General features: G+C 47.8%; 11 protein-coding genes. All 11 read left to right on the top strand.

All coding sequences use genetic code 11. The features are described from left to right. Positions 1-61 precede the first annotated feature (61 nt). Positions 62-568, top strand: coding sequence for a DUF177 domain-containing protein (locus tag MHB71_RS14070; protein WP_047842456.1), 507 nt, complete (start codon positions 62-64; stop codon positions 566-568). Between the two features lie 67 nt (positions 569-635). After that, positions 636-809, top strand: a complete 174-nt coding sequence (rpmF, locus tag MHB71_RS14065) for a 50S ribosomal protein L32 (protein WP_017689233.1) — start codon at positions 636-638, stop codon at positions 807-809. Positions 810-1,181: 372 nt separating this feature from the next. Beyond that, positions 1,182-1,730 (top strand): transcription factor FapR, encoded by a 549-nt coding sequence (gene fapR / locus MHB71_RS14060; RefSeq protein ID WP_047842457.1) that lies wholly within the window; start codon positions 1,182-1,184, stop codon positions 1,728-1,730. Next, on the top strand, positions 1,727-2,722 hold the full coding sequence (gene plsX, locus MHB71_RS14055; protein WP_017689231.1) for a phosphate acyltransferase PlsX: 996 nt from the start codon (positions 1,727-1,729) through the stop codon (positions 2,720-2,722). Before fapR ends, plsX begins: the two co-directional genes overlap by 4 nt. 8 nt (positions 2,723-2,730) lie before the next feature. Next, on the top strand, positions 2,731-3,720 hold the full coding sequence (locus MHB71_RS14050; protein ID WP_036610885.1) for a beta-ketoacyl-ACP synthase III: 990 nt from the start codon (positions 2,731-2,733) through the stop codon (positions 3,718-3,720). A gap of 25 nt (positions 3,721-3,745) precedes the next feature. Next, the gene (fabD, locus tag MHB71_RS14045) at positions 3,746-4,687 is read left to right on the top strand and encodes an ACP S-malonyltransferase (RefSeq protein ID WP_036609461.1); all 942 of its coding nucleotides are present in this window, start codon (positions 3,746-3,748) and stop codon (positions 4,685-4,687) included. Positions 4,688-4,931: 244 nt separating this feature from the next. Then, a complete protein-coding gene (gene fabG, locus MHB71_RS14040; RefSeq protein WP_017689228.1) occupies positions 4,932-5,681 on the top strand; it encodes a 3-oxoacyl-[acyl-carrier-protein] reductase in 750 nt (249 codons plus the stop codon). Between the two features lie 152 nt (positions 5,682-5,833). Continuing rightward, on the top strand, positions 5,834-6,067 hold the full coding sequence (gene acpP / locus MHB71_RS14035) for an acyl carrier protein (protein WP_024630176.1): 234 nt from the start codon (positions 5,834-5,836) through the stop codon (positions 6,065-6,067). A gap of 177 nt (positions 6,068-6,244) precedes the next feature. After that, on the top strand, positions 6,245-7,483 hold the full coding sequence (gene fabF, locus MHB71_RS14030; RefSeq protein ID WP_036609459.1) for a beta-ketoacyl-ACP synthase II: 1,239 nt from the start codon (positions 6,245-6,247) through the stop codon (positions 7,481-7,483). Between the two features lie 13 nt (positions 7,484-7,496). After that, on the top strand, positions 7,497-8,201 hold the full coding sequence (gene rnc, locus MHB71_RS14025; RefSeq protein ID WP_036670338.1) for a ribonuclease III: 705 nt from the start codon (positions 7,497-7,499) through the stop codon (positions 8,199-8,201). 371 nt (positions 8,202-8,572) lie between these two features. Beyond that, on the top strand, positions 8,573-12,142 hold the full coding sequence (smc, locus tag MHB71_RS14020; RefSeq protein WP_340029940.1) for a chromosome segregation protein SMC: 3,570 nt from the start codon (positions 8,573-8,575) through the stop codon (positions 12,140-12,142). Positions 12,143-12,148 lie beyond the last annotated feature (6 nt).

Here is a 12,148-nt window from a genome sequence, read left to right as displayed (position 1 = left end):
TATAACTGTCGTGATACGTTTGATACGAATTATGAAATTGGTTTCGTTTGGAGTGATGGAAATGTTAATGCCATTTCGCAAAGTGGCTACCAGTGATGGTCCCCTGAAGTTTAACGAACAGTGGGAGATCAAGGAACTGGTTTCTAACCGACAAGATATCACAGCCGTTACCCCGCTGACTGCGGACTTATCTGCAGAATTCAGAGAAGGTGACGTTGTGGATGTTCATGGCAAGCTGACTGTAGGAGTGGACATGTTGTGCTCCCGTTGTCTTAAGCCGATCAATGAACATTTTCATATTGATTTTCATGAGCAATTCAAGCAGGGAAAACAGCCAAAGGAATTACACGAAGACGATGATACGCTCTATGTGGATGGAGATAGCGTTGATCTGAAGGGTTATGCCGAGGAAGCTTTTCTGCTGGATCTTCCGTTTATACCGCTATGTAGCGATACATGCAAAGGGTTATGCCCCAAGTGTGGCCATGAGCTGAACGAAGGTGACTGCGGTTGTGATAACGAGGTTATTGATCCGCGGCTTGCAGGGCTCAAGGATTTTTTTAAATGAGCATGATTGAAAATCGAACATTTTAAGACTACCTGCAAAGGTTGATTTTGATAAGGAGGTGGGAATAATGGCAGTACCTCAACGGAGAACGTCCAAGACGCGTCGCGACAAACGTCGCACTCACTTTAAATTGGCTGTACCGGGCATGGTGAAATGTGAACAATGTGGCGAACTTAAACTTAGTCACCACGTGTGCAAAGTGTGCGGAACGTACAAAGCAAGAGAGATCATCTCTCAATAATAGTTGGACATTAAGTAGCACTTCATTTCGATGAGGTGCTACTTTTTTTGGATTAGAGAGTGTAGGTAGAGTGAGCTAACAAGCATGAAATCCTTGCACCAGAAGGGTGAATTGTTTTTGTTAGGCCAGTCTTTCTTTTTGACACGGGATGAGATATACTATAGTTTAGTACCAGGTTCTAAGATTTGACGTTACATATAGATGAACCATAATCCGTTTGAGAACGACCCTGGTGACCAGGGATGCAACTATAGAAGCAACACGAAAGAATGGTTGAACTGGCCGGACGGGACGGTTCCGTAAACGATACAGCGGGGGGTGTCAGGCATCGAACGTGTACCGAAGAGACAGAGGCAACAGCAGTTAACCAGAATGATAGAAGAGAACCCGTTTGTGACGGATCAGGAACTTACACGCCAATTGAAGGTGAGTATTCAGACGATTCGTCTTGACAGGCTGGAACTTGGAATACCCGAACTTCGGGAGCGGATGAAACTGATGGCAGAGCTCTCGTATGATCAGGTACGCTCGTTGCCCTTGCATGAGATTATCGGTGATATTGTGGATCTGCAACTGGATAAGAGCGGGATTTCCCTGTTTGAGATTAAGGAAGAACACGTGTTTTCCAGAACAGGGATTGCACGCGGACACTATGTCTTTGCACAGGCCAACTCCTTGGCTGTAGCGATTATTAATGACGAGATCGCGTTGACTGCATCAGCAGACATTCGCTTTGTCCGTTCGGTTCATTTGGGAGAGAAATGTATTGCAAAGGCTTATGTGAGATCGATTCCGGGTCAAAAGGGCAAAGCCAAAGTGGAAGTATTCACTTATGTAGGTGAAGAAATGGTGTTTCAAGGCAACTTTGTAATCTACCATTCAGGTGGAGAAGACAGCGGAGAAGGAGGTCATTTGGAATGAAAATCGTCATTGATGCCATGGGAGGCGACAATGCACCTGCATCAACGGTAGAAGGTGCGATTGCCGCAGCCACGGAATGGGCGGATACACAGATCGTACTGATCGGCGATGAAGCCAAGCTGGAACCTCTTTTGAGTCAGTCAGGTGTGAGACCTGCCAATCTTACGGTCCGGCATGCTTCCGAAGTTATTGGTTCGGATGATGAACCCGTCAAAGCAGTGCGTCGCAAAAAGGATGCCTCCATGGTGGTCGCAGGCCGTATGCTGAAAGAGGGCGAAGCGGACGCGATGATCTCGGCGGGCAATACTGGAGCGCTCATGACAGCGGGTTTGCTTGTTGTAGGTCGCATGGAAGGCATTGAACGTCCGGCGCTTGCGCCTATGATTCCAACGATTGATGATGTAGGTGTGCTTGCGCTGGATCTAGGAGCGAATATGGATGCCAAACCGGAGCACCTTGCACAATATGGCTTGATGGGCAGTTTGTATCGGCAAAAAGTACAGGGCATTGAGTCCCCACGAGTGGGCTTGCTCAATGTAGGAACAGAGCCAGGCAAAGGAAATGAGTTGACCAAACATGCATACCCTTTACTGGAACAACTCCCAATTCGTTTTGTCGGTAATGTTGAGGCACGTGATGTGCTGACTGGCGCTTGTGATGTGCTTGTATGTGACGGTTTTGCAGGGAATATCCTGCTGAAGTCGCTGGAAGGCACAGCAGGTGCCATTTTCGCCTTGCTTAAGGAACAATTTTCATCTTCTCTCAAAAGTAAACTGGCTGCAGCTGTACTAATGCCTGAGCTGCGTGGGTTGAAACGAAAGCTGGATTATACGGAGCATGGCGGAGCGCCACTCCTCGGTTTGAGCAGACTGGTTGTGAAAAGTCATGGATCTGCTGATGGCAATGCCATCAAAAATGCTGTGCGCCAAGCTCGGATTGCAGTGCAGAATCAGCTGGTAGAGAGCATATCTAAGGAAATTAGCGGGAAGTGAGTGACGATATGAATAATTTGCGCCCAGTAGGGATTATTGGTACAGGGAAATATGTGCCTGAGAAAATTTTGACAAATAGCGATCTGGAGAAAATGGTCGATACCAATGACGAGTGGATCGTCAGTCGTACAGGAATCAAAGAGCGTCACATCGCTGCACCCGATCAGGCAACTTCTGATCTGGCATATGAGGCGGCTATTAAAGCCCTTGAATCTGCAGGCATGACAGGCAGTGATCTTGATCTGATTATTGTTGCAACCATTACTCCGGATTCTTCGTTCCCATCGACAGCCTGCATCTTGCAGGACAAATTGGGTGCAAAAGGTGCCGCGGCATTTGATCTGTCGGCTGCTTGTTCCGGATTTGTATACGGTTTGGCTAGTGCTACGAGCTTCATCCAAAGCGGTATGTACAACAATGCACTTGTCATTGGTGCGGACTGCTTGTCTCGTATTACGGATTATACAGACCGTAACACATGTGTCCTCTTTGGTGATGGAGCAGGCGCGGTAGTTGTTGGTGAAGTTCCGGAAGGTCGCGGATTCAAAGCGTTCGATCTCGGTGCTGAAGGTGCTGGCGGTAGTCTTCTTCAGATGGAAGGCGGCGGTTCCCGTCTGCCTGCTACTGCAGAGACCGTTGAAAATAAAAAACATTACATCAACATGAACGGTCGTGAAGTGTTTAAGTTTGCGGTACGTGTCATGGGGACGGCTACCATTGAGGTATTACGCAAGGCTGGTATGGAGCGTACGGATGTGGATCTGTTTGTTCCTCACCAAGCGAATATTCGAATTATCCAATCTGCGATGCAACGACTTGAACTTCCTGAAGAAAAGGTTGTAGTCAACGTGGATAAGTATGCAAACACCTCTGCTGCTTCCATACCGCTTGCTCTGGTAGAAGCAGCGGAGGAAGGTCGCATGAAAGCCGGAGATACCGTTCTGATGGTTGGATTCGGTGGCGGTTTGACATGGGGTGCATCGGTACTCGTTTGGTAAAATAGACATCTGGGAGATGAATGAGATGGGTAAAATAGCATTTGTATTTCCCGGACAGGGATCACAGGCTGTAGGCATGGCCAAGGACGCGTATGAGTCCGTGCCTGCGGCAACCGAAATTTTTCGCACAGCAGATGAAACATTGGGTTTCTCGCTGAGCAACCTTGTATTTGAAGGACCGGAGACCGAGTTGAAACAGACATCAAATACACAACCGGCTCTGTTGACAGCAAGTATTGCCTTGCTAGAAGCTTTCAAAGAAAAAGGAATTCAGCCTGACTATACGGCTGGACACAGTCTGGGAGAATATAGTGCACTGGTGGCAGCGGGCGTTCTTTCGTTTGCTGACGCAGTGAGCACTGTGCGGGCACGTGGTCAGTATATGGAACAGGCAGTACCGGGTGGACAAGGAGCGATGGCTGCTGTGTTGGGTGCGGATCGGGAAGCGCTGGGGGTGCTTTGCCGTGACGTATCTGAAAGTGGTCATGCGGTTGAACTTGCCAACATTAATTGTCCGGGACAAATCGTCATTTCTGGTGTGAAGGAAGGCGTAGCTGCTGTTGCGGAACGAGTGAAAGAAGCAGGCGGTAAACGCGCCATTGCATTGGAAGTAAGTGGTCCGTTCCACTCTTCATTGATGAAGGGTGCGGCTGAGAAGCTGGCAGAGAAACTGAAAACCGTTACGTTCTCACCGGCATCGGTCCCTGTAGTCGCTAATGTGACTGCAAGACCTGCAGAGGATGGACAGGTTCAGGATTTGTTGACAGCTCAGGTCTATTCTCCTGTATTATGGGAAGACAGTGTGACATGGCTTATTGAGCAAGGTGTGGATACGTTCATCGAGATTGGATCTGGCAGTGTATTGACCGGTTTGATTAAAAAAACAGATAAAACCGTAAAACTGTACAATGTGAACAGTCTTGAAACGCTCGAAGCAACGGCAAGTGAATTAGAAGGAATTATATGAGTTAAACTAAACTTTTTACACGAGAACGGAGAGGACAGAAAAAACCTGAAGAAGCGGAGTGTTCGCCTAAAAGCTTTCTGAAAGAAAGCTACATCGGAAGCATACGCTATCACCGGATACTTTAGAAAAGGGAATCAAAAAATCTGGGGATAACAGCGATCGGAAGGTTATTCTGTCATCGGAGTGGCAAGTGTAAACATTCTTTGGTTGAACTGATATAGATTTGGGGAAAGGAGGAATTATTATGTCTAAACCATTAGAAGGTAAAAATGCACTCGTTACCGGGGCATCCCGGGGCATTGGGCGCAGTATTGCACTGGCACTTGCAGAAGCTGGAGCGAACGTAGCCGTGAATTATGCGGGTAGCCAAGCGGCAGCTGAGGAAGTGGCAGAAGCGATTCGTGCCAAAGGAGTCAAGGCGATTACACTTCAAGCCAATGTTGGCCTGATGGATGAAGCTGAACAAATGGTCAAAGCTACACTCGAAGCATGGGGCAACGTTGATATTCTGGTGAACAATGCTGGAATTACCCGTGATAATCTGATCATGCGTATGAAAGAGGAAGAATTCGATCAGGTTATTGAAACCAATCTCAAAGGTGTGTTTAACTGCCTTAAGGCGGTTACACGTCCAATGATGAAACAACGGTCGGGAAGAATTATCAATATCTCCTCGGTTGTAGGTGTGCTCGGTAATGCTGGACAAGCGAACTATGTTGCTGCCAAGGCAGGTGTCATTGGCCTGACAAAGGCATCTGCTCGTGAACTGGCTTCTCGTGGAATCACAGTTAACTGTGTTGCACCAGGATTCATTGAGACAGATATGACAAAAGAGTTGTCCCAGGAGCTGGTGGACGGTATGCTAAGTGGTATTCCGTTGTCCCGTTTGGGTCAGCCGGATGAAATCGCCGGTGTAGTCACTTTCCTGGCTTCACAGGCTTCATCTTATATGACAGGGCAGACGCTACATGTCGATGGTGGCATGTACATGTAATTCTTCCCGGACTTAAACAGTAGTCGGGGAACAGGCGCTGGACGATCCGAAATGCCGGAAAAAGGCCGGGTTCCCCGGCCGGGAGCCGCATATGTCTTCTATGGCATTTTGCCTGCGATTCTCGTATAATACCAAAGAAGGAGGTGAACCGGATGTCCGATGTATTGGAGCGTGTAAAACGCATCGTCGTCGACCGCTTGGGCGCAGACGAAGCTGAAGTTACACTTGAAGCATCTTTCAAAGAAGATTTGGGTGCTGATTCTTTGGATGTAGTGGAATTGGTCATGGAATTGGAAGATGAATTTGATTTGGAAATCTCTGATGAAGATGCAGAAAAAATCACGACCGTAGGTGAAGTTGTAAACTACATACAATCTCATACCTAAAGTCATTTTTAGTCCCGCACATGTTTTCGAACAGGCGGGACTTCTCATCATTCATTGGTTTTTCTCATTCCGCAAGCAGCTCTACTCAAGCAAGCCTATCTTGGTTGAGTAGATGTCTGTTTGCGGATATTCCCACAAAATACTTGCGTAATGCAGTCGATATAGAGGTGACTCGGTTTGAAACAAAGAGTAGTAATTACCGGAATGGGCGTAATGACATCGCTCGGAAAAGATTTGGAAACGTTCTGGGGCAGTTTAATGGCAGGAAAGTCCGGAATTTCTCAGATTGAGGCGTTTGATGTTAGTGAATACACGACACAGATTGCAGCCGAGATCAAGGATTTCAACCCGGAAGAATATATGGATCGCAAGGATGCTCGCAAAATGGATCGTTTTGTACAGTTCGCTGTGGCAGCCGGCTTCAAAGCCGTTGAAGACAGTGGTCTGAAAATTAACGAGAATATTGATGCAGAGCGTTTCGGTGTATCCATCGGATCAGGTATTGGTGGATTGGGTACGTGGGAGGACCAACATAATGCATTGTTGCAAAAAGGTCCAAAACGGGTAAGCCCATTCTTTATTCCCATGATGATCTCCAACATGGCTTCAGGCCAAATGTCCATTTCTCTTGGTGCCAAAGGTCCTAACATTAACGTTGTTACCGCTTGTGCAACAGGTACACACTCCATCGGAGATTCCTTCAAGCTGATTGCCAATGGTGATGCAGATGCCATGATCTGTGGTGGTGCGGAAGCAACAATCAGACCAACGGGTCTTGCAGGGTTCTGTGCGATGCGCGCAATGTCTACACGTAATGATGATCCTGCGAAGTCAAGCCGTCCTTTTGATACAGAACGTGATGGTTTTGTTATGGGCGAAGGCGCTGGTGTTATGATTCTGGAATCCCTGGAACATGCTCAAAAACGTGGTGCACGCATTTATGGTGAAGTGATCGGTTACGGTCTGACAGGCGATGCACATCACATGACAGAACCAGATCCGGACGGAGCAGCACGTTGCATGAAGATGGCACTTCGTAATGCGGGCATTGAGCCTGAAGAAGTGGACTACATTAATGCACACGGAACTTCGACGCCTGTAGGCGACAGATCCGAAACGCTTGCGATCAAAAAGGCGTTTGGTGATCATGCGTACAAGCTCGCTGTGAGTTCCACTAAATCCATGACGGGCCACATGCTTGGTGCTGCTGGTGGTGTAGAAGCGGTTATCTGCGGATTGTCACTGACACATCAGACACTGGCTCCAACGATTAACCTGGAAAATCAGGACCCGGAATGTGATCTGGATTATGTACCAAATGTTCCACGTCAAACCAAAGTTAATATTGCCATGTCCAATTCATTTGGATTCGGCGGTCACAATGCCACCATTATTCTCAAAAAATTTGAAGCATAAGGGGCTAGTTCGTTTGAGTGAAGATCTGAAGCAGTTACAACATAAACTTCAAATCAAATTTGACAACAGGCAGCTTTTAAAACAAGCGTTTACCCATGCTTCTTATGTAAACGAACACCGGTTCAGTCAGCATCAGGACAATGAGCGTCTGGAGTTTCTGGGCGATGCCGTGCTGGAACTGACTGTATCGGAGTACTTGTATCATTTGTATCCTAACCGTCCGGAAGGTGAATTAACTAAGCTGCGGGCATCCATTGTCTGTGAGCCTTCCCTCGTCAAATTTGCTGAAGCGTTGGGTTTTGGGCAGTATGTACTTCTTGGTAAAGGTGAGGAACTAACTGGAGGACGGACACGGCCGGCTCTGCTTGCAGATGTGTTTGAATCTTTCATTGGTGCATTGTATCTGGATCAGGGGCTTGCGCCTGTTCGGACATTTCTTGATCAGCATGTCTTCCCATTAATTGTATTGGGCAGCAAGCTGCAAATGAGTGATTACAAAACGGAACTGCAGGAACTTACTCAGCATCACAATATGGGAGCTTTGGAATACCGTATCGTTGAGGAACGGGGACCTGCCCATGAACGTGAGTTTGTCTCGGAGGTCCATATGGGTCAAGAACGACTTGGCAGAGGTACAGGACGTTCCAAAAAGGAAGCGGAACAACAGGCTGCATCTGCAGCACTTGATCGACTGAAGCTTCCGGAAGCCGGAGCTTAACCGATAGCGCATAGACAAACGAAGAGCAAAGAGCAGCCCGCGGGTCCGCCCCGGCGGAAGTAATCGGCCGGACTGCTTTTTGCTCTTTTTTTTGTAAAGAGGTTCAGGAGAAGGTTACCTGATCGTTAACTAAATAAGTGAACGTTATTTTACACAAAACGAAGAGTGCAGAACCAATCTGAAGAAGCGAAGCGTGCGCATTTATCAACGGATTTTTCCCTTGGATAAGGGAATCAAGAAAATCTGGGGATAAGGGCGATCGGAGGATGGTACTGCAATCGAAGTAGTCATGTGTAATGACAATAGTTCATTTTATTTAGGCGCTTGAATGCAATACTTGAAATTTGCAAGAGGAGGTGACGAGAAACCCTATGTTTTTAAAACGGATTGAATTGGGTGGATTCAAGTCATTCGCCGACAAAACGGAGATGGAGTTCGTTCGTGGCATTACGGCTGTTGTAGGTCCGAACGGAAGTGGAAAGAGTAATATATCGGACGGAATCCGCTGGGTTCTGGGGGAACAAAGTGCCAAGTCGCTGCGTGGTGGCAAGATGGAAGATATCATCTTTGCAGGCAGTGACGCACGGAAAGCCGTTAATTTCGGTGAGGTGTCGCTAACACTTGATAACGAAGATCACGCACTTGCATTGGATTTTGGTGAGGTGACGGTGACTCGTCGTGTACATCGCAGCGGAGATAGTGAATATTTTATTAACAAACAATCTTGTCGTTTGAAGGATATCACGGAGTTGTTTATGGATACCGGCATCGGTAAGGAGGCCTACTCGATTATTGGACAGGGGCGAATCGAAGAGATTCTGAGTACCCGTTCAGAGGATCGCAGAGGTATCTTTGAAGAAGCTTCAGGTATCGTTAAATATAAATCCCGCAAGCGGGATGCGACGCGCAAACTGGATGAGACAGAGCAAAATTTGCTACGTATTCATGATCTGGTGACTGAACTGGAAGATCAGATTGGCCCGCTAAAGGAACAATCGGAGAAAGCGATCCACTATAAGGAACTTCGTTCTCAGCTCAAATCGCAGGAAATTTCCATGTATGTGTACCAGATCGAACAGATTCATGCGTCCTGGAGTAAGGCAAATGAGCGCCTGCAATCGCTAAGACAGGAAGAGGTTGGACTGGCGGCGATTGTCTCTACGCATGATGCCAAGCTGGAAAATGATCGGAATGCGTTGCGTATCCTGGAAACAGAGACAGAGCAACTGCAAGCCGCTTTATTGCAATTCAGTGAAGCGACAGAGAAAAGTGAAGGACTTGGAGAATTGCTCAAGGAGCGCTCGCACCATCTGCAAACAAATCAGGAGCAGCTCAAAGTAACGCTTGCCGCCAGTGAAGAGAGACATCGCGAACGGGAAACCGAGCTGCTTGCACTGCGTGAGAAGTTTGGCAAGCTTGAGCATGAACTGAATGATGTGAGAAATCAGCTGTCTCAGGAAGAAGCCAAACTCATCGGTGTCACAGGTGGCATTAGTCAGCAGCAAGAGGAAAGCCTCAAAGGCAATTTGCTGGAACTGATGAATCAGATGGCTCAGACACGCAATGAAATTCGTTATGTGGATCAGCAGAAAGAAACGCTGGAGCGCAGAATGAATCGCGCGGCTGAAGAATCAGGCAAATGGGAAGAGCAGAAAGAGACACTGGAGAGTCGCAAAACGGACATTGAGAAAAAAGTTGTTCGCTTGGGCAAAGAAATCAGCGATCTACGTGGTGGTTACATTACGGAAAGTGAACGACTTCAGTCGCTGCAGAAGCTGCTCGAAGAAAGTCGGGGTACGGTCCGTAAATGGGAACAGAAGCGTGAAGCTCAAGTTTCCCGCCGCGATACGATGAAAGAGATGCAGGATGATTTTGACGGATTCATGCTGGGTGTCAAGGAGGTTCTGAAGGCTTCACGTAAAGGTACGCTGAGCGGTGTTCATGGAGCTGTGGCTGAACTCGTAAAAGTTCCCGAGAAGATCGAACTTGCGGTAGAAACAGCAATGGGAGCATCCTTGCAGCATGTGGTCATGGAAAATGAATCAGTTTCCAGACAGGCAATTGCTTTTCTGAAGCAACGCCAGTTGGGGCGTGCAACGTTCCTGCCTCTGGATGTCATTCGTCCTCGTGCCATTGGAGCGGCTGAACGTTCTATGATTGAAGGTATGGAGGGTTTTGTGGGGATCGGTGCTGATCTTGTACAATTCGAATCCAAATATGCTTCAATCATTGGCAGCTTGCTCGGTAATGTTATTATTGCCGAAACGTTGGAGGTCGCCAATAAAATTGCGGCTCGCTGTCAGTATCGTTTCCGGGTTGTGACGCTTGAAGGTGACGTGGTCAATGCGGGTGGTTCCATGACAGGTGGTAGCCAGCACAAGAAAAATGTGAGTCTGCTCAGCCGGAAACGGCAGCTGGACCAGCTCGACCAGGATATTTTGGATACGGAAAATCAAATCGTGAAACTGCATCGCAGTGTGGATGATGTAAAAGTTCAACTGGAACAGTGTCAGGACAAACTGGATGAACTTCGTCAGTCCGGTGATGATACCCGAAATGCAGAACAGCAGGCTTCGATGGAAATGAAACAGGTAGAGCATGAGCTTCGCCATGTGCTTGAACAGGTTGCCGTTGCCGGGCAGGAGAAGAGTGGCTTTACCGAAGAGATCAAAGAGCTGGATACGGCTCGGATCGTCGCTGTGAAGAAGCTGGAGCAGCTTGAAGAGGAAGAAAAAGCGACTCATCGTGCCATTCATGCAGCCGAGTTTGCTCGGAAAGCCAATGAATCTGCGAAGGAAGAATTGCAGAGCCAACTCACCGAATTGAAAGTGCGTGAAGGCAAGCTTGATCAGGAGCGATTCTCCAATGGAGAACAATTGCGACGTCTGGAGAGGGAAGTAGAGTCGCTGGTGAAAGATCTTCGTCAGAATCGCACGTTGCTGGCTTCGATGGAAGCAGATCTCAAGAAAACACAGACCGAGAGTGTTAAACAGATTGAAGATCTGAACCAGTACAAGCTGAAAAAAGCGGAAGCTTCCCAGGAGCTGGACTTCAAACGTGCTGCCCGAAGTGAGTTGTCGAAAAAGCTTGAGCTTGCAGAGAGCGAAACGAAGGAACAGCGCACGCAGTTAAAAGCTGTGGAAGAGCAGATGCGACAGACGGAAATTTCCGTGAACCGGCTGGATGTTGAGCTGGAAAATATACTGCGAAAACTGACGGATGAATACGAACTAGGCTATGAACTGGCCAAAGAGCGTTATCCTGTGCCGGAAGACGTGGAGCATACACAGGCAGAGGTACAGAAGCTGAAGCGCAGTATATCCGCCCTGGGTGATGTGAACCTGGGAGCGATTGAGGAGTTCCAGCGAGTCAATGAGCGATACGAGTTCCTGAGTGAACAGAAGAATGACCTGGTTGAAGCTAAAACAACGTTGTATCAGGTTATTCGGGAAATGGAAGACGAGATGGCGAAGCGATTCAAGATCACGTTTGATGCCATCCGCCGTGAGTTTGGTACCGTGTTTAGCAAGCTGTTTGGCGGGGGACGTGCTGACCTTGTTCTGATGGACCCGGAGCGCTTGCTTGAAACGGGAATAGATATCGTGGCTCAGCCACCAGGCAAGAAACTGCAAAACCTGCAACTGTTATCCGGTGGGGAGCGGGCTTTGACGGCGATGGCTTTATTATTTGCTATTCTGCATGTCAAACCGGTACCATTCTGCGTGTTGGATGAAGTAGAGGCAGCACTGGACGAAGCTAACGTGGTACGTTTTGCCCAGTACTTGCGTGAATTCTCCGAACAGACACAGTTTATCGTTGTTACCCATCGTAAAGGTACGATGGAAGAGGCAGATGTGCTGTACGGTGTTACAATGGAAGAGGGCGGAGTATCCAAGCTCGTTTCGGTTAAACTGGAAGATGAGGAAGCAGTAATTGCCTGATCTGAT

The organism is Paenibacillus sp. FSL H7-0940, assembly GCF_037979415.1.
Lineage (GTDB): Bacteria > Bacillota > Bacilli > Paenibacillales > Paenibacillaceae > Paenibacillus > Paenibacillus amylolyticus.
Note: the sequence above shows the minus strand (reverse complement) of the source record. Positions and strands in the feature narration are given on the sequence as shown.

Bases quoted from the DNA above. Each gene is read 5' to 3' on its own strand.
- MHB71_RS14070 (WP_047842456.1), top strand. From the start codon at position 62: ATGTTAATGCCATTTCGCAAAGTGGCTACCAGTGATGGTCCCCTGAAG.
- rpmF (WP_017689233.1), top strand. From the start codon at position 636: ATGGCAGTACCTCAACGGAGAACGTCCAAGACGCGTCGCGACAAACGT.
- fapR (WP_047842457.1), top strand. From the start codon at position 1,182: ATGATAGAAGAGAACCCGTTTGTGACGGATCAGGAACTTACACGCCAA.
- plsX (WP_017689231.1), top strand. From the start codon at position 1,727: ATGAAAATCGTCATTGATGCCATGGGAGGCGACAATGCACCTGCATCA.
- MHB71_RS14050 (WP_036610885.1), top strand. From the start codon at position 2,731: ATGAATAATTTGCGCCCAGTAGGGATTATTGGTACAGGGAAATATGTG.
- fabD (WP_036609461.1), top strand. From the start codon at position 3,746: ATGGGTAAAATAGCATTTGTATTTCCCGGACAGGGATCACAGGCTGTA.
- fabG (WP_017689228.1), top strand. From the start codon at position 4,932: ATGTCTAAACCATTAGAAGGTAAAAATGCACTCGTTACCGGGGCATCC.
- acpP (WP_024630176.1), top strand. From the start codon at position 5,834: ATGTCCGATGTATTGGAGCGTGTAAAACGCATCGTCGTCGACCGCTTG.
- smc (WP_340029940.1), top strand. From the start codon at position 8,573: ATGTTTTTAAAACGGATTGAATTGGGTGGATTCAAGTCATTCGCCGAC.